Raw genomic sequence first — 19710 nt, forward strand, 5'->3', positions numbered from 1 at the left:
CGGCTCAGGCGCCAAGGTTTGCCGGCAGCGGGGCCTTCAGCCATTGCTCAGACAGACCGTTCAGCGTGCCGTCCTTAATGCCCTGCTCGATCAGCGCGTCCACTTTTGCCTTCAGGGCCGGTTCGTTTTTCTTCAGGCCAATGAAGCACGGCGAGTCTTTCAGCATAAAGCTCGGCACCGGGGCTTTCGCCGCGTTCTGGCGCGAAATGGCCGCCACCACGAGATTGCCGGTCGCCACGTACTGCACCTGGCCGGACAGATATGCCGACAGCGTGGTGTTGTTGTCTTCGTAGCGCTTCACGTCCGCGTCTTTCGGCGCCAGGCCGGTCAGCACCATGTCCTCCACCGCCCCGCGCGTCACGCCGATGGTTTTTCCGCTCAGCGCGGCGGCATCCTTCAGCTCGGCACCTTTCGGACCAAACACGCCGAGGAAGAACGGCGCGTAGGCGCGGCTGAAGTCGATGACCTTCTCGCGCTCCGGGTTTTTACCGAGGCTGGAAATGACCAGGTCCACCTTGTCGGTTTGCAGGTACGGCACGCGGTTGGCGCTGGTCACCGGCACCAGCTGCAGCTTGAGCTTCATCTGTTTGGCCAGATAGCGCGCCATGTCGATGTCATAGCCCTGCGGCTGCAGATCGGTCCCCACCGAGCCAAACGGCGGGAAATCCTGCGGAACGGCAATGCGAATGGTGCCGCGCTTCTCGATATCCTGAAGCTGGTCAGCCTTTGCCGGCAGCTGCGTGAAGAGGCATGCGGCCCCGGCCAGTGCAATCAACAATTTTTTCATGGTGCTTCCCCGTAACGTTAACATGAAACAAAAGATTCTTTTAGTGTGATTTTGCAACTAATGTGCCAGATAAGGCGAAGCGGGGAATATTGTTGTAAAGCCTGATAAAACAAGGACGGGTCGAAAAAACGTGCGTTTTCCCGACCCGAAAGCTGCACCATTTTAATGCAAAGCACCAGCCTGATGCCCCATTATCGCTGTTCGAGTTCGTCCAGCTGCTGGTAGAGGGAGGCAATTTCGTGAATGCGCGGACGGCCTTTATCGAGAATTTCATGCAGGAAGGCGTTCGCCAGCAGGTTGATCAGGCTGTTGACCGAGGAGTAGCTGTCATAGGCCGAGACGCTGTCCAGCGGGGCGCAGAGCTGCCAGCTCGCCAGCGGGAACAGGCTGTGCGCCTGCGGCTCACACATCAGCAGCACCGGAATACCGCTACTCTGAAGCTGCTGCATCAGCGGGCGGATAATGCGCGGGCGGCGGCGGAAGGCCATCATCACCACCAGATCGTCCGGCGTTAAGTCCACCAGCTCCTCGCCCAGGCTCTGCCCCGGCTGCGGCAGGACCAGCACCTGACCGCGCGCCTGCAGAAGCTGCTGGCGCAGGTGCAGCGCCGCCGGATAGGCGTTACGCATGCCGATAATCACAATGCGCCGCGCCTTAACCATGCAGGCCATCGCGTCGGCAAACTGCTGCGCGTCGAGGGCATTGACCCACTGGGTCAGGTTCGCCATCTCCTGCTTATAGTGGCGCGCCAGCAGCGTATTGCCCTGCACCGCGTCGCGGTTATCGGTGAGCGGCATCCCGCTCTGGCGCAGGGTGCGCAGCTCGTCGCGCATATCCTTATATTTCTCATAGCCCAGCCGCTTAAACAGACGGCTGACCGTGGCTTTCGACACCCCGCTCAGCTGCGCCAGCTCGGCGCTGTTGTAGCTAATGAGATCGTCAAAATGATCGAAAATAAAATCCGCCACCCGCTGCTCCTGCGGCGACAGCGACGGGTACTGTGCTTTCAGACGTTCATCTAACTGTTCCATAGCGCCTCTGTAACTTTTGTTTCATTACATTGTACCTTTTATTCTGCGTATTCATTATACGTGCCAGTTTACTGAAACTTTTCTTTCAGAACTGGAACAGCTTTTGCAGCACCTTGTGACTTTCAGGGTTACGAGGACGCTTCATGCAAAGTAATGTCTCCACGCACGGCATGGCCGTTGCGCCCCACCATCTCGCCAGCCAGAGCGCGCTGGCGGTGCTGCGCGAAGGCGGCAGCGCGATAGAGGCAATGGTCGCCGCGGCGGCCACCATTGCCGTGGTTTATCCGCACATGAACGGGCTGGGCGGCGATGGCTTCTGGCTCATCGTGCCGCCGGAAGGCGAACCTGTCGCCATTGATGCCAGCGGCGCGGCGGGAACGCTGGCAACGCTCGCCGCCTACGACGGGCTGGCGCATATCCCCCATCGCGGGCCCCGTGCGGCGCTGACCGTCGCCGGTACGGTGAGCGGCTGGGACGAGGCGCTGAAGGTTTCGCGCGAGATGACCGGCAAGGCGCTGCCGCTGGCTCGCCTGCTGGCCGACGCCATTGACTATGCGCAGAACGGCACCCCGGTCACGGCCTCTCAGGCCCATGCCACGGCCAGTAAATTCGACGAGCTGAAGGACGTTCCCGGCTTCGCGGAAACCTGGCTGGTGGACGGCAAGCCGCCGCAGGTCGGGAGCCGCTTTTACCAGCCCGCCATGGCCACGACCCTGACGCGCCTGGCGGAAGACGGTCTGGACAGCTTTTATCGCGGCCCGCTGGCGGAAGTCCTGGCGCACGGCATGGAGACGCTGGATCTCCCCGTGACGCTGGCCGATCTCAACGCGCACGCCGCCCGACGCACCGCGCCGCTGAAGCTGCAGCATCAGCAGGGGGAGATCTTTAACCACGCCCCGCCGACGCAGGGGCTGGTCTCGCTGGCGATACTCGGCATTACCGACCGCCTGAACATGGCGGAAGCCGACGATGCCGACACCATTCACCGCATCGTTGAAGCCACCAAGCTGGCCTTTGGCCTGCGCGATGCCCACATCACCGACCCGCGCGAGCTGAAAACCGATGTTCAGAGACTGCTGGATCCCGCCGCTCTGCAGGCGCTTGCCAACAGGGTTGACGACCGCCGCGCCGCGCCGTGGGGCACCGGAAAAGGCCCCGGCGATACGGTGTGGATGGGGGTAATGGATAAAAGCGGGCTCGCCGTGTCGTTTATCCAAAGTATCTATCACGAGTTCGGCAGCGGCGTGGTGCTGCCCGATACCGGCATCGTCTGGCAGAACCGGGGCGCATCGTTCAGCCTCGATCCGGCTCATCTTCTGGCCCTCGCGCCGGGCAAACAGCCGTTCCACACCCTGAACCCGGCGGCGGCGCGTTTGAAGGACGGTCGCGTGATGGTCTACGGATCGATGGGCGGCGACGGGCAGCCGCAAACCCAGGCCGCGCTCTTTACCCGCTACGTTGTTCAGGGCGTCCCCCTGCAGGAGAGCATCACCCGCCCGCGCTGGCTGCTGGGACGTACCTGGGGACAAACCTCGGACACCTTAAAGCTTGAAGGGCGTTTTTCACCCGAGACGGTCACGCGCCTGCAGGCACTCGGTCACGAGGTGGAGCTTTTCCCTGACTTTAGTGAAGCCATGGGCCACGCGGGTGCCATCGTTCGCCACCCCAACGGGCTTTTCGAAGGGGCATTTGACCCGCGCAGCAACGGCGCGGCCGCCGGATTCTGAGGAGAAAAAAATGACGACACACCAACCCGACTGGCAGGCCTATCTGGCGCAAATGGAGTCCGTGCTCGGCGTTGAGCTGGACGACGCCCGCCGCGCCGAGCTGCAGCTGCAGTTCAGCCGCATTGCCAGCATGGCCGCCCCGCTGATGGCGCTGCCGCTCGATGACCGCCTGGAGATTGCAGGAGTGTATAAAGCATGAGGCTACACGAGATGAGTATCGGCGCGATCCAGCATGCGCTTAACGCCGGCGAGCTGAGCGCTCGCGAGATTGCCCGCCAGACGCTGGAGGCGATTGCGCGCGTGAACCCACAGATCAATGCCTGGACCGCCGTGACCGAAGAACGCATGCTCGCCGAGGCCGACAATATTGATACCCTGCGACGGGAAAAGCGTCCCCTGCCGCCGCTGGCGGGCGTGCCTTATGCGGTGAAAAACCTGTTCGACGTTGCCGGTCACACCACTCTCGCCGGGGCCGAACTGTTCAGCCAGCGCCCCGCCGCGGCCGCTGACGGCTTCGCGGTGCGCCAGCTGCGCAGCGCGGGCGGGCTGCTGACCGGGATGGTCAATATGGACGCCTACGCCTACGGCTTCACTACCGAAAACAGCCACTACGGCACGACGCGTAACCCGCACGATCTGGCGCGCATTGCGGGCGGGTCGTCCGGTGGTTCAGCCGCCGCCGTGGCCGCCGGGCTGGTGCACTTTTCGCTCGGCACCGACACCAACGGCTCGATTCGCGTTCCGGCCTCCCTGTGCGGCATCTATGGCCTGAAGCCCACCTTTGGCCGCCTGTCGCGATCCGGCAGCCATCCGTTTGTCGCGAGCCTGGATCATATCGGTCCCTTTGCCCGCCGCGTGTGCGACCTGGCGTCCGTGTATGACGCGCTGCAGGGGCGGGACAGCAGCGACGGTTTTCAGGCAGAGAGCTCCCGCGAGCAGACGCCCCCCCTGCTCGATCGCGGGCTTGACGGCCTGCGCTGCGCGGTGCTCGGCGGCTACTTCACCACCTGGTGCGACACGGACGCCAGAGACGCCGTGGCGCGGGTGGCGAAGGCGCTCGACGTGCAGGATGAGCTGCAGTTTCCGGACGCCGAGCTGGCGCGCTCGGCAGCGTTTATCATCAGCGCCTCCGAAGGGGGAAACCAGTACCTGCCTGCGCTTCGCCGCGAGCCCGAGCGTTTTGAGCCGCATTCCCGCGAACGGCTGCTGGCCGGGGCGATGATCCCCTCCGCCTGGTATATACAGGCCCAGCGGTTTCGCGCACACGCCCGGCAGGCGTTTAAAACCCTCTTCGCGCAGGCCGACGTGCTGATCGCGCCGGCAACGCCGCGCAGTGCGACGCTCGCGGGCGAGCAGACCATGGAGATTAACGGCCAGCCGCTCCCCATTCGCGCCAGCATGGGGATGCTGACCCAGCCGATATCCTTTTTGGGCCTGCCCGTGACCACCGTTCCGCTGCGCACCGCCCAGGGTGCGCCGATTGGCCTGCAGCTGATTGCCGCGCCGTTTAACGAGCAGGCCTGCCTGCGCGTCGCGCGGGTTCTGGAGGAGAGCGGCATCACCGATGCCCGTCCGGCGGAGATAGCAGCATGATGAATCACGATGACATTAACCTGCCGTGGGTGGTTGCCGAGGTGACCGCCGCGTTTTACCGCTATGAAGACGCGCTGGTGAGCAACAACGTTGCGGTGCTGGACGAGCTGTTCTGGCACGACAAAAACACGGTGCGGCTGGGGGCGGGTGAAAACCTGTACGGTATCGATGAAATCCGCGCCTTTCGCGCGGCGCGCCCCGCCGCCGGGCTGCAGCGGACGCTGCGCCACACCGTGATTACCACCTTTGGGGAGGATTATGCCGTGTGCAGCACCGAGTTTACCCGCGAGAGCACGGAACGCATTGGCCGCCAGCAGCAGACGTGGGTACGGTTTGCCTGTGGATGGCGCATTGTGGCGGCGCAGGTGAGTTTGATGGTGTAACGCCAACGGGCATGCGACGTCCTGTAGGCCGGGTAAGGCGCAGCCGCCACCCGGCAACACACGGCACACTTACTTCTGAAACGGATGCACCTCCCGCCAGTGGTCGGCAATCTGCTGGCGGGTACAGACCCACACCCGCTCGTGCTGCTGCACATAATCCAGGAACCGCTGCAGCGCGCGAAAACGCCCCGGTCGCCCCAGCAGGCGGCAGTGCATGCCGATGGACATCATCTTCGGCGCGCTTTCCCCCTCTTCGTACAACACGTCAAAACTGTCCTTCAGATACGTATAAAACTGCTCGGCGGTGTTAAACCCCTGCGCGGTCGCGAAGCGCATGTCGTTCGCATCCAGCGTATACGGCACAATCAGGTGCGGTTTACGGGAGCCGTCACTGCAGGCCACCTCCGTCCAGAAGGGCAAATCATCGCCATAGTAGTCGCTGTCGTAGTCAAAACCGCCGTGCTCTACCACCAGCTGGCGGGTGTTGGGACTGTCGCGCCCGGTGTACCAGCCCGTCGGCGGCTTGCCGAACAGGTCGGTCAGCACCTGCACCGCCTTGTGCAGGTGTTCGCGCTCCTGGTTGATATCCATATTCTGATAGTGGACCCAGCGCCAGCCGTGGCTGACCACGTCGTAATCCGCGGCCTTGATTGCCTCGACGATCTCCGGGTGACGCGCCAGCGCCATCGCCACGCCGAAGACCGTCAGCGGCAGGCCGCGCTTTTGAAATTCATTATGGATCCGCCAGAACCCGGCGCGGCTGCCGTATTCGTAGAGGGAGTCCATCGACATGTGTTTGTCCGGGTAGCTGGCCGCGCCGATGATGTCCGACAGGAACTGCTCGGAACCGGCATCGCCGTGCAGAACGTGGTTTTCCGCCCCTTCTTCGTAATTGAGCACAAACTGCACGGCGATGCGCGCCTGGTTCGGCCACCGCGCGTGCGGCGGGTTGCCCGTGTAGCCGCGCAGATCCCGCGGATAATCCTGTTCGAAAAGCCCCATTGCCACCCCCAAAAATTAAAATGGATTCAGTGCCTGAAAATGCCCGCTTAACGCTTTGTTCTCCGGGAACGCCAGATCCCCGTGCTTGCTGGTCGACAGCCCCAGCGCCACCAGCGATTCCACCATCTTCACCGCCGCGCTGACGCCGTCGATCACCGGCACGCGCAGCTCGCGGGTCAGCTCCTGCGCCAGGGTCGCCATGCCGCCGCAGCCGAGCACGATGGCGCCGCAGCCGTCCTCTTTCAGCGCCTGTATACAGCGCGCGCGCACTTTCTCCTGCGCCAGACCGCTGCCGTCTTCCAGCGCCAGTACCGGAAGGTCAATGGCATGCAGCGCCGCACAATGGCCCTGAAAGCCATACTGGTGCAGCAGATGACGGGCAATGATCAGCGTGCGCGGCAGCGTGGTGACCACCGAAAAGCGCGTCGCCACCAGCGTCGCCATATGCATGGCGGCTTCCGCAATTCCTACCACCGGCCCCTGCGCCAGCTCGCGCGCCGCCAGCAGTCCGGGATCGCCAAAGCAGGCGATCACGTGACCGTCCACGCCCTGCTCCCTGCCTTTTTTAATTTGCTCCAGAACACCAACGGCGGCGATGGCCTCATCAAAGTGGCCTTCTATCGACGGCACGCCCGCGCTCGGGCAGACCGCGAGGATCTCCGTCCCCGGCGCCGCCGCCGCGCGGGCCGCCGCGCCGATGGTTTCCGTCATCGCGAGGCTGGTGTTGGGGTTGATCACTTGTATACAGACAGACATTACGACTCCTTGTGGCCGGCAAACAGCCGGGCAAAATCAGGCAGGCACTCGCCCGCCCGCTCGAAGCAGAGGCTGGCGACAATATGTTCAAAATGGTGCATTAGGGCATCGCTTAATGGCTCAAGCGCCTTCTGGCGCAGCAGATCCACCAGCTGTTCGTGATCGTTGCAGCGGCAGCCCTGACGCCACGGCGCGCCCCAGGTGGCGATCACCAGCGACGAGCGCTGGCTCAGGCCGGTCACCATCTCAGTAAGCACCTGGTTGCCGGAGATGGCCTGCAGCTGAATGTGGAAATTGGCGGAGTGGCGGATCGCCGCCGGGCCGTCGTAGGCCTCGTGCGCCTGCTGCTCCTGGCGAATAATGGCTTCCAGCGCGGCAAGGTGCGGCGGCTGGCAGTGCGACAGCACGTCCGGCAGGTTGGCGACCTCCAGCAGGGCGCGGGTGCGGAAGATATGCCGCGCCTCTTCCACCGTCGGGCTGGCGACGTGTGCACCACGCTTGGGCGTCAGGGTGACCATTTGCACAGCCGCGAGTCGCTGAAGCACCTTGCGGATGCCCGTTCGGCTTACGCCAAAGACCTCGGCCAGCGCCTCTTCCGGCAGTTTGCTCCCCGGCAGCAGCTGGTGTTCGACAATCGCGGTCATCAGCGCCTGAAAGATCGATTCGTCTTTTTCATGCAGGTCTGGCGCGGTCTGCAGGGCGTTTATGTTGTTCATTTACCACTCCGAATTTTACTTTCCGTTATCGAATCGTATACATAAAAATAAAATATTGCATACAAGATTTATTATTTTGGCCTGGATCCTGCAACACCGTTTGCACTCCCACTCAACGGGTTTTCATTCACAGGAGCAGGTTTCATGCCAAACAGTCAAAACGCGCAGCAGGGTACGGCCGCTGATTCCGGTGCGGTTTACAGCCCACGTCTTTGCAATGAGGATCTGGCACCGACGCGTGACCAGAACTGGAGCTGGTACAACATCTTTTCGTTCTGGATGTCGGACGTCCACAGCATGGGGGGCTATGTTGTCGCCGCGAGCTTCTTTACGCTCGGGCTGGCAAGCTGGCAGGTTCTGCTTTGCCTGCTGGTGGGGATTTGCATCGTGCAATTGTGCGCCAACCTGGTGGCCAAACCGAGCCAGATGGCGGGCGTGCCCTATGCGGTGATCAGCCGTCAGGCGTTTGGCGTCTTCGGGGCCAATATTCCGGCGGTGATCCGCGGGCTTATCGCCTTTGCGTGGTACGGGATTCAGACCTATCTGGCCGCCAACGCCCTGATGCTGGTGGCGCTGAAGTTCTGGCCGTCGCTCTCTTCACTTACTACCGGCGCGTTCCTGGGCCTGTCGCATCTGGGCTGGATCTGCTTTGCCATCATGTGGGTCCTGCAGGCGATGGTCTTCTGGCACGGCATGAGCGCCATCAAGCGCTTTATTGATATCGCCGGTCCGGCGGTCTACGTGGTGATGCTGGCCCTCGCCGGCTGGATTGTATACAAGACCGGTTTCGACGGGATCTCCTTTACCCTCGCCAGCAAATCCCTGAGCGCGGGCGAGCAGACCTGGCAGATGATCACCGCCACGGCGCTGGTGGTCTCCTACTTCTCCGGCCCGCTGCTCAACTTTGGCGATTTCTCCCGCTACGGCAAAAGCATGGGGGAGATCCGCCGCGGCAACCGCTGGGGGCTGCCGTTTAACTTCCTGCTGTTCTCCATCGTCACCGTGGTGATTGTCTCCGGCACCCAGTCGCTGTTTGGCCGCATGATCACCGATCCGATCGAGACCGTCAGCCGCGTGGGCAACGATCTGGCCGTAGCGCTTGGCCTGCTGACGATGATCACCGCCACCATCGGGATCAACATCGTCGCGAACTTCGTCTCGCCGGCATTTGACTTCTCTAACTGCTCGCCGCAGAAAATCAGCTTCCGCACCGGGGGCATGATTGCCGCCGTCGGCTCGATCCTGCTCACCCCGTGGAACCTGTTCAACTCGCCGGAGCTTATCCACTACACCCTGGACGTGCTCGGGGCGTTTATCGGCCCGCTGTTCGGCATTCTGATTGCCGACTTCTACCTGATTAAGCGCGGCAAGGTGTCGGTCGACGATCTGTTCGACGACACGCCAAAGGGCAAATACTGGTACCACAACGGCTTTAACCCGAAAGCCATTGGCGCGCTGATCCCGTCCGTTGCCGTCGGTCTGGTAATTAGCTTTATCCCGGCCCTGCATGAGGTGGCGAACTTCAGCTGGTTCATCGGCGTCTTCCTCGGCGGCGTCACCTACCGCTGGCTGGCGCGTGAAGAGCGCGAGACGGCAGGCGCGACGTCGTTCGGTTCCCGCGTGGTGACGCAAAAAGAGTAACCCCTCCCTCCGGCCGCAGATTATCTGCGGCCCTTTCGTTCTGGCACCGTTCTTGCTGCGCCTTATCACCCCGCTACGCAAACACTAAGGCAGGAACCATGATGGAGTACCAGACTGCGATACGCGGTGCATTTTTCGATATTGCCCGGGTCTGCGACAGCGCAGACGCGATTGCCCAACACGCGCGCTACCTTGAGGACGGCCTGCTGTTTATCCAGAGCGGGAAAATCCTGGCGCAGATGCCGTGGCAGGAGGGCGAGCAGTATCTTGACCCCCGCAAGGGCTACACCGACCTGCGCGGCAGGCTGCTGCTGCCCGGTTTTGTCGACACCCACGTCCATTACCCGCAAACGGAGATGATCGGCGCCTTTGGCGAACAGCTGCTGGAGTGGCTGACCACCTACACTTTCCCGGTGGAGAGCCAGTTTGCCGATGAGGCCTACGCGAAAGAGATCGCCGAATTTTTCATACAGCAGCTGGTGAGCAACGGCACTACCACCGCGATGGTGTTTTGCACGCTGCATCCGGAATCGGTCGAGGCGCTGTTTACCGAAGCCCTGCGCCTCGACATGCGCCTTATCGCCGGAAAGGTGATGATGGACAGACACGCGCCGGACTACCTGAGCGAAGACGCGAAGCAGAGCTACCGGCAGACGCGGGCGCTGATCCAGCGCTGGCATCACCGGGGACGCCTGGGCTACGCCATTACGCCGCGCTTTGCCCCGACCTCATCACCCGAGCTGCTTGCCGCGGTCAGCCTGCTGAGAGAGGAGTTCCCGGATACCTGGCTGCAGACCCATCTCAGCGAAAACCCCAACGAAGTAGCCTGGGTGAGCGACCTCTGGCCGGAGCACGAGCGCTATCTGGACGTGTATCACCACTACGGCCTGACCGGCGAGCGCAGCGTGTTTGCCCACGCGATTCATCTTCACCACAGCGAGTGGCAGTGCCTGCATGACACCGGTTCGGCGGTGGCGTTTTGCCCCACCTCTAACCTGTTTCTCGGCAGCGGGCTGTTTCGCCTGCCCGCCTGCTGGCAGCACAGGGTGCGGATGGGCATCGGCACCGACGTCGGCGCAGGTACCACCTTCAGCATGCTGCACACCCTGGGGGAAGCCTACAAGGTGGGCCAGCTTCAGAGCTACCGCCTGCGCGCCAGCGAGGCCTTTTATCACGCCACGCTGGGCGGCGCGCACGCCCTCCGGCTGGACGATAAGATTGGCAACTTCGCGCCCGGCAAAGAGGCGGATTTCGTGGTTATCGATCCTGACGTGACGCCGCTGCAGCGCCTGCGCAATCGCCGCTGTCAGGATATCTACGAGCAGCTTTTCGTGCTGATGACCCTGGGCGACGAGCGCAACATCAGCGAGACCTGGGTTAACGGCGAGCGGGTGTGGTCAGCTGCCCCGGTAGGTTGACCACCCGCCGGGCGCAATCACAAACGGCAGGTGGAAGTGCTCGCCTGCCGTTTCTCCCGTCACAAAATCAATTTGCGCGCAGGGGTAGAGCGTGTCGCGACCGGTTTCACTAAACCACGCGCCGATCTCCGCCACCAGCCGATAGCGACCTTTTGGCAGGAAAGGGACAAATTCGGTGATGCGACCCTTTACGTTGGTCACGCCCGTAGCCATGATTTCGCCCTCCCGTTCGAGATGAACCGTCACGCCCTCTGCGGGTTTGCCCGTCGAAATATCCAGAATATGGGTGCTGAGTGTGCTCATTCGCTAATGACTCCTTCCAGACGTAGTAACGTAATTTCCCGTAGCTGTTCCAGCGCGTCCCGTACTTCCTGCGCGTCGCTGTTTTCCAGACGCGCGTGCAGCGCCTGTAAAATGTCTTCGCCGCTGCGTCCCTTCGCGCGGATCAGAAAGACGCGCCCGAAGCGGGCCTCGTAGCGGGCGTTGCCCTCGCGCAGCGCCCGCGCAAGTGCAGCATCGCCTTCATTTACCGCGCCCTGCTCCTGACGCGACAGCGCCGCCTCTGCCTGTGAGCCCGCCGGCTTTTCCCCGATGCGCGGGTGGGCGCTCAGGGCCTGCGCCAGCGCCGCGTCGCCCCAGTTTTGCGTCAGCGCTTTCGCCGTGCTGAACACTTCACTCCGGCTTGAGTAAGGCCGCCCGCGAACAAGTGCCTCAGCCCAGTCGGGAAGCGCCACGCAGGGGTGAATCAGCGCTAACGCCTTTTCGTGGGGAAGATGATTGAACTCGTGCAGTGCGATCATAGCGTCTCCTTTATTGTCATCCTCCGGGCTCTTGCACAAACCACGCCATTCTGAGCGCAGGTGTGAAACAGTCGATTCCGTATAGCTCAACAGGAAATTATTGATTCATAAAAAGGCACCTTCACCGCGTTTGCGCACCTTAGCAGTGCAAACTCACCGCTCACAACGCCGTTTTCGCCACTATGCAGCCTGGTACGCAAATTGCTGAATGTTTTTACACCCTGCAAAAGGAGAGAAGCATGAAAGCAATCGTTATTGGTGCGGGAATTGGCGGCCTGAGCGCCGCCGTCGCGCTGAAGAAAGCGGGCATCGACTGTGCCGTGTTTGAAGCCGTAAAAGAGATCAGGCCCGTCGGGGCGGCCATCTCCATCTGGCCTAACGGCGTGAAATGCATGCAGCACCTCGGCATGGGCGACATCATCGAGACCTACGGCGGCCCGATGCGTTTTATGGCCTATAAGGATTACCGGCGCGGCGAAACCCTGACCCGCTTTAGCCTTGCTCCGCTGGTTGAGCGTACCGGCGGGCGCCCCTGCCCCGTCTCGCGCGCTGAGCTTCAGCGCGAAATGCTGGACTTCTGGGGGCGCGACAGGGTGCAGTTCGGCAAGCGTGTGGAACACGTTCATGAAGACGACTCGGGCGTGAGCGTGACCTTCACCGACGGCACCACGGCAACAGGCGATTTTCTGATTGCCGCCGACGGCAGCCACTCGGCGGTTCGTCCGTACGTGCTGGGATACACCCCGGAGCGCCGCTACGCCGGGTACGTGAACTGGAACGGGCTGGTGAAGATTGATGAAGAGATTGCCCCGGCGCACCAGTGGACCACCTTCGTTGGCGAAGGCAAACGCGTGTCGCTGATGCCCGTCTCCGGCGGACGGTTTTACTTCTTTTTTGACGTGCCGCTGCCCGCGGGCCTGGCGGAGGATCGCACCACCCTGCGCGCCGATCTCACGGGCTATTTCCGCGGCTGGGCGCCGCCTGTGCAGACGCTTATCGCGGCGCTGGATCCTGAAACGACCAACCGCATTGAAATCCACGATATTGAGCCGTTCGACAGCCTGGTGCGCGGCAACGTCGCGCTGCTCGGCGATGCCGCGCACAGCACCACGCCGGATATTGGCCAGGGCGGCTGTGCGGCGATGGAAGACGCCGTCGTGCTGGGGGAATGCCTGCGTGAAAACCACAGCATTACGCTGGCGCTGCGGCAGTACGAAGCGCTGCGCTGCGACCGGGTGCGCGACCTGGTGCTGAAGGCGCGCAAGCGCTGCGACGTCACCCACGGGAAAGACATGGCGTTGACGCAGGCCTGGTATCAGGAGCTCAAAGAGGAGACTGGCGAGCGCATCATCAACGGTCTGTGCGAGACCATTCAGGGCGGCCCGTTAGGCTGAACGTAAGAGGGATAACGATGAAAAGAGAACCGACGCCACCCGCCCACTGTACCTTTGAGCCAGAGGACTGGCTGCGCCTGGCGAAATGCTGGCATCCGGTCGCGCGCGCCTGCGACGTCGGCCCGGCGCCGGTCAAGGCGACCCTGCTGGATGAACAGCTGGTGATTTACCGCATTAACGACCAGGTCGTGGTCGCCCGGGACGTCTGCCCGCACCGCGGCGTGCCGCTGACGCTCGGCTTTCACGACGAGCACGGGATTATCTGCCCCTATCATGGCTTACGCTTTGGAGAGGACGGGCGCTGCAACCGCATTCCCTCCAGCCCCGACCAGCCCGTTCCGGCGAAGCTGAACCTGATTAACTACGCCGTGGAGGAGCGCTTCGGCCTGATCTGGACCTGCCTGGCCTTTGACCCGGACAAACCTGCGCCGCTGCCCACCATGCCGCACTGGGATGACGCAGGCTTTCAGCAGATCAACTGCCCGGCGTTTGAGGTGAATGGCTTCGCCGGGCGACAGGTGGAGGGGTTTCTGGACGTGGCGCACTTTGCGTGGATCCACACCGATACTTTTGCCGATCCCAATAATCAGCTTGTGCCCGACTATCAGCCCCGGGAGACGCCGTTCGGCTTCGTGGCGGATTACTGGAGCGCCGTGAGCAACTATCCCGCCGGTTCACCCGTGCAGGCGCCAGAAGGCTTCCAGTGGCTGCGCCATTTTGAAATGCATCTGCCGTTCACCGCCACCCTGACGATTCATTTTCCGGGAGAGTCGAGACTGGTCATTATGAACGCCGCGTCGCCCGTGTCGTCGCGCGTGACCCGCATGTTCGCCCCTATCGCCCGCAATTTTGACCTGCATATTCCGGTGGAAGACGTGCATGCCTTTAACCTGCGCATCTTCGAGGAAGATCGTCTGATGGTGGAAACCCAGCGCCCGGAAAGCCTGCCGCTGGATCTGACCCTGGAAGCCCATATTCCCGCCGATAAAAGCTCAATTGCCTACCGTCGGGGACTGAAGAAGATGGGCTTTGGCGAATTTTTCCTGGTATGACGGAGGCCGCTATGCTGAGCGTGATTGTTGACGGGCTGTGGCGCGAGGGCGACAAAAGCCTCGCCGTCAGGCTGGTGGCTGAAGACGGTGAAGCGCTGCCGCCGTGGCAGCCCGGCGCGCACATTGATGTCCACCTGCCCTGCGGCGTGGTGCGCCAGTATTCCCTGACCGGGGCCTGTAAGGAAGAGAGCTATCTTATCTGCGTGGGCCGGGAAACCGCCTCGCGCGGCGGGTCGCGCTACGTTCACGAGACGCTGCGTCCCGGGCAGAAGCTGATGATATCGGCCCCGCGCAACCTGTTTCCGCTTCAGCAGGCTGAGCGGGTTTTGCTCCTGGCGGCGGGCATTGGCATTACGCCGCTGTATGCGATGGCCCTGCAGCTGACGGCGGCCGGAACGCCGTTTACGCTGCACTATTACGTCAGGAAGCGCGAAAGCGCGGCGTTTGCGCGCGAGCTCTCGCAGTGCGGTGAGTGCATCATTCATACCATCAGCCCGCGCACAGCGCTGGGTGAGCATCTTCCGGCGGCTGATGCGGGACTTCACGCCTGGATCTGCGGTCCAGCAGGGTTTATGGAAAAAGTGTGTGAGGTCGCCACGGCGAAGGGATGGGATGACGCCCATCTTCACAGCGAGGCGTTTCAACCCGCATCCCCTGTCACAGGCGGCGTCGCGGGCGAGATCTTTACGGTTAAACTGGCCTCCACCGGCGAACGCTGGCCGGTGCCTGCGGATAAAACCATCGCCCAGGTATTGCAGGAAAACGGCGTAGCGGTACCGCTGTCTTGTGAAATGGGGATTTGCGGCGCGTGCCTGACCCCGGTGATTGACGGCGTGGTGGATCACCGGGATAGCGTGCAGTCGGAGGCGGAAAAAGGCGCGCCGGACCAGCAGGTTGCACTGTGCTGCTCGCGGAGCCATTCCGGGGAACTGGTGATTGCGCTGTAAAACGAAAAAACCCTGCGATATTGCTATCGCAGGGTTTTCGAATTTGGCGGAAGCGTAGAGATTCGAACTCTAGAACCCTTTCGGGTCGCCGGTTTTCAAGACCGGTGCCTTCAACCGCTCGGCCACGCTTCCAAAGTGAGGCGCACTATAAACACCTATTAGCGCCTTGTAAAGCAGGAATTTTTCTATTTCTCCATGCCTGCGCAAAACTCATTCAACCGAGGTGTAAAACGTAAGGCCCGTTCCGCCGCAGCCAGCGGGTGTATGGCTGCCTTTAACGGTAATGAAACCTTCTACCTCCAGAATTTCTCCTACACTTTAAAGGTTCTACCGGTACGGTGAACGTCAAAAAGCCGGATCGATTAGGGCGATGAGGGTGTGAGCCTTTCAGCCTGCGATCATGTTGCCTTTAACTGAGGAGTTTGCGGTATGGCATTCGTAACAACGAAAGACGGCGTCAACATATTCTACAAAGACTGGGGTTCAAAAGAGGCGCAACCCATTGTTTTCCACCACGGCTGGCCTTTGAGTGCCGATGACTGGGATAACCAGATGCTCTTCTTCCTTGCGGAAGGCTATCGCGTTATCGCTATCGACCGTCGTGGCCATGGGCGTTCGGATCAGGTGAGTGAAGGCCACGATATGGATCATTATGCCTCCGATGCGTCGGCCGTGGTTGAAAGCCTGGACCTGCGCAACGCCGTGCACGTCGGCCACTCCACCGGGGGCGGCCAGGTCGCGCGCTATGTTGCGAAATACGGACAACCGCAGGGGCGCGTCGCCAAAGCGGTACTCGTCAGCGCCGTCCCTCCTCTGATGGTAAAAACGGACGCTAACCCCGGTGGGACGCCCATCGAGGTTTTCGACGGTTTCCGCAAGGCGCTGGCGGCTAACCGCGCCCAGTTTTACCTCGACGTCGCCAGCGGTCCTTTCTACGGTTTTAATCGGGAGGGGGCCGAGGTTTCACAGGGCACCATTCAGAACTGGTGGCGTCAGGGAATGATCGGAAGCGCAAAAGCGCACTATGAGGGAATTAAGGCGTTTTCAGAGACCGACCAGACGGAGGATTTAAAAGCCATCACGGTTCCCGTACTGGTGCTGCAGGGCGACGACGATCAGGTCGTGCCGTATAAAAATGCTGCTCTACTGCAGGACAAGCTGCTGGCGAACAGCGTACTGAAAGTTTATCCGGGCTTCCCGCACGGGATGCATACCACCCATGCGGATACCATCAACGCGGACATTCTGGCCTTTATCCGCTCTTAGACGTCACCTTTCTTGCCGGGTAGCGCTGCGCTTACCCGGCCTACATTTCGCACGATCCACCGTCCGCCAACGCCACCCAAGGGTGGCGTTGTTTATTCCGCTTAACGATTATCCAACTGGGCGCGAACGTTGTTCAGCCCGGTAGTATTGATGCGATAAGGCTGCCCGTTCACGGACCGGATCAGCTTTTTAGTGCGGAGTTTTTTAAAGACGTTAAGCGTGCAGTCGCTCAGCACCAGCCCTTCACGGGTGTAGCACTCAACGGACGTGACGCGGCCAGAACTGTCGCGGACGTGCACAATACGTCCACCTTTGGCGAGAACGTGTAAGGTACGTTGTTCCTGACGGGATAAATTCATACTGGAAAACCTGTGTAATCATCATGCGTAAAAACAAGCCCACACCCGCAGGTGCGTGCGTAAGGTTTAAGCGCAGCGATAACCAGTCCGTCCTGAAAAGAGCGGGAAACTGATTATCTGATGAAAACATTCTCCAGCATCAAAGCCTCGGTGAGAGATGAAAAGATATTTGCGGTGTGAATGATAACGCCTGTTTTTTACAGGGAAATAGCGGGAGGTTAAAAGTGTGAAGTGGATCGATCCGTGAAATCGTCTTTAGTCAGTTTTACTGCCAGACTGGAGCACCTTACTGACACTGACTGGAGTTTTTTTATGCCTGATAACTATACCGTGGTTGAAACCGTCCCCACTGCAGAGGCTTTTTGCCGCCTGCGCGAAATTTCGGGCCTTAGCCCTCGCCCGCTGGAGGCGGCACGAAAAGCGCTGCCCGGCAGCTGTTATGGCATGCATATTCTGTGTGAGGGTAAACCGGTGGGTATGGGGCGAATCGTGGGGGACGGTGCGTTGAATTTCGATATTGTCGACGTCGCCGTTGATCCCCTTTATCAGGGGCAAGGGCTTGGCAGAGTCATTATGGAAACGCTTGTTGCCTGGCTGGATAACCATGCCTGCAAAGGTGCCTACGTTTGTTTAATGGCGGATGTGCCTGAGCTTTATGCAAAATTTGGTTTTACGCTCGTTCGCCCGGCAAGCGAAGGAATGGCCAGAATCTGGTGAAGGGCAAATCCGCGTTAAAACAAAAAGAAAAACCCCAGGTTGACGAGCAACCTGGGGTTCATATTTGGCGGAAGCGTAGAGATTCGAACTCTAGAACCCTTTCGGGTCGCCGGTTTTCAAGACCGGTGCCTTCAACCGCTCGGCCACGCTTCCTAAGTGAGCCGAACTATAAACACCTCTCTGCGTGCTGTAAAGAGTCGCGGCATTCGTTCGCTGTAAAAATAGTCAAAACGTGTTTAATCGGTTGAACTGACAACACATCGACGATTTTATCAGCACAGGCTTAGTGTTTTTTAATGTACATGTCCTTCGTGTAATAGTACCCCAGCTTATCCGGCGTAAATCCGCCCACCCACGGTTTGACCAGATGCGTACGGACGTAGTGATACACCGGAATGGCGGGCACATCACGTCCCAGCAGATCTTCCGCCTGCTGGTAGAACTTACCCCGCTCTTCCGTTGTTTTGGCTTTTGCGGCATTCACCAGCGCCTGGTCGTATTCCGGATTGCTGTACTGACTGGTGTTTTCGCTGTCGCCGGTGCGGAAGTTGTTCAGGAATGTCGCCGCGTCGTCGTAGTCGGCAATCCAGGCGTAACGCACCGCGTCAAAGTTGTGGGTATGCATGGTATCCAGCATGGTTTTCCACTCCTGATTTTGCAGCTTCGCCTCCACGCCGAGGTTCTTTTTCCACATGGAGCTGGCCGCAATCGCGATACGCTGGTGCGATTCAGAGGTGTTATAGAGCAGGTTGAAGCGCAGAGGATGGCTGGCGTTATACCCGGCCGCTTCGAGCAATTTTTTCGCCTCAGCGATGCGCTTGTCCTGCGGCCAGCTGGCGTAATCCGGGTTCTGTAGCTTAACGCCGCCGATATCCGGCTGGCTGATGAGCCACGCAGGACGCTGCCCCTGCCCTAATACTTTCCCGGCAATGATGTCTTTATCGAGCGCCATGTTCAGCGCCTTGCGCACGCGGACGTCGTTGAACGGCGGCCGGGTGGTATTAAATTCGTAGTAATAGGTTGCCAGCTGCGGAGAGACATCCAGCTCGCTGCCCAGCGTTTTTTTGAGCTGAGCGAACTGGTTGATCGGCACCGTGTAGACAATATCAATTTCGCCCGCTTTATAGCGGTTCACATCTGCGGCCTCGGAGGTGATAGGCAGATACGTCACCTTGTTAATCACGGTATGGTCATTATCCCAGTAGCGCGGGTTGCGCTCCGCCACAATGCGTTCGTTGACCACCCACTGGGACAGCTTATAGGCACCGCTGGTAACGATATGTTCAGGCTTGGTCCACTTGTCGCCGAAGCGGCCAATCAGCACTTTGTCCACCGGCACCAGTGACGGGTGCGCCAGCATGGCCAGGAATGCCGCATTAGGCTGCGTCAATGTGACTTCCAGCGTGGTGTCGTTTATCGCTTTCACGCCCAGCGTATCGGGTGCTTTTTTCCCCTGCGCAATATCCGCACCATTCACAATGTGCATGTTGCCTGGATAGCTGGCATACGGTGAAGCGGTTTGAGGATCAACCAGACGCTGCCAGCTCCAGACCACATCTTCCGCGGTGATGGCAGTGCCGTCGCTCCAGGTGATGCCCGGGCGCAGATGGAACGTCCAGACGGTGTTGTCCTTGTTCTCCCATTTTTCCGCCAGCCGTGGCTGAATGTCCCCCGCCGGGGAGACACTGACCAGCCCATCGAATAAATCGCTGATAATATTGAATTCGACGTCGCTTTCGACTTTATGCGGGTCGAGCGAGGCCGGCTCATTACCGTTGTTCCTGACCAGTTCCTGCTTCTCTGCCAGTTGGGTTCCTGCCGGCACGTTAGCCGCCCAACTTGCCGTGCTGGTGCACAGTATGGCCGCGGTTAACAAAGAGAGTGTAAAGTTAGTGCGTGTTTGTGGTTTCATGTCCTTCGCCTTATTGTCTGTTTTATGACGATCCGGGAATAACTCTTAGCGCCCGCATTGAAATAAGGCAATATTTTTCAGTAACCTATAAGAGGTTGATCTGAATAAAATTCGTAATCCGCTGTTCATCCTGTGGGAAATGATTTTTGCAGAAGAAATAACCAGCATCAGCGCTAACGTGCTGAGTAAAGATGGGTAAAACCACTTTG

General features: G+C 60.4%; 19 protein-coding genes, 2 tRNA genes and 1 pseudogene. 11 read left to right on the plus strand and 11 right to left on the minus strand.

The window, feature by feature from the left end; all coding sequences use genetic code 11:
- Nucleotides 1–4: 4 nt before the first annotated feature.
- Nucleotides 5–787: a transporter substrate-binding domain-containing protein gene (locus tag KK102_RS04730; protein WP_008499846.1), complete on the minus strand. Its 783-nt coding sequence runs from the start codon at nt 785–787 to the stop codon at nt 5–7.
- A 191-nt stretch (nt 788–978) separates the two neighbouring features.
- Nucleotides 979–1818 (minus strand): MurR/RpiR family transcriptional regulator HpxU, encoded by an 840-nt coding sequence (gene hpxU / locus KK102_RS04735; RefSeq protein ID WP_023311063.1) that lies wholly within the window; start codon nt 1816–1818, stop codon nt 979–981.
- Between the two features lie 143 nt (nt 1819–1961).
- On the opposite strand from hpxU, the gene hpxW reads away from it, so the two are divergent.
- The 4 genes from hpxW to hpxZ are packed head-to-tail and all read left to right on the plus strand — an operon-like array spanning nt 1962 to nt 5521.
- Complete coding sequence (gene hpxW, locus KK102_RS04740) at nt 1962–3545, plus strand: oxamate amidohydrolase (RefSeq protein ID WP_216357065.1); 1584 nt, start codon at nt 1962–1964, stop codon at nt 3543–3545.
- Between the two features lie 10 nt (nt 3546–3555).
- On the plus strand, nt 3556–3744 hold the full coding sequence (gene hpxX, locus KK102_RS04745; protein ID WP_216357066.1) for an oxalurate catabolism protein HpxX: 189 nt from the start codon (nt 3556–3558) through the stop codon (nt 3742–3744).
- Nucleotides 3741–5138: an AtzE family amidohydrolase gene (locus KK102_RS04750; protein WP_216357067.1), complete on the plus strand. Its 1398-nt coding sequence runs from the start codon at nt 3741–3743 to the stop codon at nt 5136–5138. Before hpxX ends, KK102_RS04750 begins: the two co-directional genes overlap by 4 nt.
- Nucleotides 5135–5521 carry an oxalurate catabolism protein HpxZ gene (gene hpxZ / locus KK102_RS04755; RefSeq protein ID WP_126543639.1) on the plus strand — a complete coding sequence of 129 codons (387 nt, stop codon included), beginning with the start codon at nt 5135–5137 and terminating at the stop codon, nt 5519–5521. The genes KK102_RS04750 and hpxZ overlap by 4 nt, the downstream gene beginning before the upstream one ends.
- 69 nt (nt 5522–5590) lie before the next feature.
- Here hpxZ and puuE read toward each other — a convergent pair whose 3' ends face one another.
- From puuE to KK102_RS04770, 3 genes and pseudogenes are all read right to left on the minus strand, one after another.
- A complete protein-coding gene (puuE, locus tag KK102_RS04760) occupies nt 5591–6523 on the minus strand; it encodes an allantoinase PuuE (protein ID WP_216357068.1) in 933 nt (310 codons plus the stop codon).
- Nucleotides 6411–7279 (minus strand): annotated as a pseudogene (locus tag KK102_RS04765) (aspartate/glutamate racemase family protein); the annotation flags it as partial. The pseudogene KK102_RS04765 and the gene puuE, both read right to left, overlap by 113 nt.
- Entirely contained in the window at nt 7279–7995 is a 717-nt protein-coding gene (locus KK102_RS04770) for a GntR family transcriptional regulator (RefSeq protein ID WP_216357069.1), read from the minus strand. The pseudogene KK102_RS04765 and the gene KK102_RS04770, both read right to left, overlap by 1 nt.
- 144 nt (nt 7996–8139) lie before the next feature.
- Here KK102_RS04770 and KK102_RS04775 point away from each other — a divergent pair, with 144 nt between their 5' ends.
- Together KK102_RS04775 and guaD are read left to right on the plus strand one after the other, a co-directional pair.
- The gene (locus KK102_RS04775) at nt 8140–9636 is read left to right on the plus strand and encodes an NCS1 family nucleobase:cation symporter-1 (protein ID WP_216357070.1); all 1497 of its coding nucleotides are present in this window, start codon (nt 8140–8142) and stop codon (nt 9634–9636) included.
- A 98-nt stretch (nt 9637–9734) separates the two neighbouring features.
- A complete protein-coding gene (guaD, locus tag KK102_RS04780; RefSeq protein WP_216357071.1) occupies nt 9735–11054 on the plus strand; it encodes a guanine deaminase in 1320 nt (439 codons plus the stop codon).
- Here guaD and uraH read toward each other — a convergent pair.
- Nucleotides 11034–11357, minus strand: a complete 324-nt coding sequence (uraH, locus tag KK102_RS04785) for a hydroxyisourate hydrolase (protein WP_216357072.1) — start codon at nt 11355–11357, stop codon at nt 11034–11036. The two genes, guaD and uraH, sit on opposite strands and share 21 nt — an antisense overlap.
- Nucleotides 11354–11854 carry a 2-oxo-4-hydroxy-4-carboxy-5-ureidoimidazoline decarboxylase gene (uraD, locus tag KK102_RS04790; protein ID WP_216357073.1) on the minus strand — a complete coding sequence of 167 codons (501 nt, stop codon included), beginning with the start codon at nt 11852–11854 and terminating at the stop codon, nt 11354–11356. Before uraD ends, uraH begins: the two co-directional genes overlap by 4 nt.
- 239 nt (nt 11855–12093) lie before the next feature.
- Here uraD and hpxO point away from each other — a divergent pair, with 239 nt between their 5' ends.
- From hpxO to KK102_RS04805, 3 genes are read left to right on the plus strand one after another with little or no spacing between them, the layout of a single operon-like run.
- Nucleotides 12094–13248 carry an FAD-dependent urate hydroxylase HpxO gene (hpxO, locus tag KK102_RS04795; protein ID WP_216357074.1) on the plus strand — a complete coding sequence of 385 codons (1155 nt, stop codon included), beginning with the start codon at nt 12094–12096 and terminating at the stop codon, nt 13246–13248.
- A gap of 17 nt (nt 13249–13265) precedes the next feature.
- Entirely contained in the window at nt 13266–14300 is a 1035-nt protein-coding gene (gene hpxD / locus KK102_RS04800; RefSeq protein WP_216357075.1) for a molybdenum cofactor-independent xanthine hydroxylase subunit HpxD, read from the plus strand.
- An 11-nt stretch (nt 14301–14311) separates the two neighbouring features.
- Complete coding sequence (locus KK102_RS04805; RefSeq protein WP_216357076.1) at nt 14312–15247, plus strand: PDR/VanB family oxidoreductase; 936 nt, start codon at nt 14312–14314, stop codon at nt 15245–15247.
- Between the two features lie 44 nt (nt 15248–15291).
- On the opposite strand, the gene KK102_RS04810 is transcribed toward KK102_RS04805, so the two are convergent.
- A tRNA-Ser gene (locus KK102_RS04810) sits at nt 15292–15379 on the minus strand.
- Nucleotides 15380–15676: 297 nt separating this feature from the next.
- Here KK102_RS04810 and KK102_RS04815 point away from each other — a divergent pair.
- Nucleotides 15677–16513 (plus strand): alpha/beta fold hydrolase, encoded by an 837-nt coding sequence (locus KK102_RS04815; protein ID WP_216357077.1) that lies wholly within the window; start codon nt 15677–15679, stop codon nt 16511–16513.
- A 101-nt stretch (nt 16514–16614) separates the two neighbouring features.
- Here KK102_RS04815 and KK102_RS04820 read toward each other — a convergent pair whose 3' ends face one another.
- Entirely contained in the window at nt 16615–16872 is a 258-nt protein-coding gene (locus tag KK102_RS04820; RefSeq protein WP_032674491.1) for a YjhX family toxin, read from the minus strand.
- Between the two features lie 312 nt (nt 16873–17184).
- Between KK102_RS04820 and KK102_RS04825 the strand changes: the two genes are divergently transcribed.
- A complete protein-coding gene (locus KK102_RS04825; protein ID WP_216357363.1) occupies nt 17185–17589 on the plus strand; it encodes a GNAT family N-acetyltransferase in 405 nt (134 codons plus the stop codon).
- A 65-nt stretch (nt 17590–17654) separates the two neighbouring features.
- Here the strand turns inward: KK102_RS04825 and KK102_RS04830 are convergent.
- Together KK102_RS04830 and KK102_RS04835 are read right to left on the minus strand one after the other, a co-directional pair.
- A tRNA-Ser gene (locus tag KK102_RS04830) sits at nt 17655–17742 on the minus strand.
- A 130-nt stretch (nt 17743–17872) separates the two neighbouring features.
- Complete coding sequence (locus KK102_RS04835) at nt 17873–19501, minus strand: ABC transporter substrate-binding protein (protein ID WP_216357078.1); 1629 nt, start codon at nt 19499–19501, stop codon at nt 17873–17875.
- Nucleotides 19502–19710: the final 209 nt, after the last annotated feature.

This window comes from Enterobacter quasimori (assembly GCF_018597345.1).
GTDB lineage: Bacteria > Pseudomonadota > Gammaproteobacteria > Enterobacterales > Enterobacteriaceae > Enterobacter > Enterobacter mori.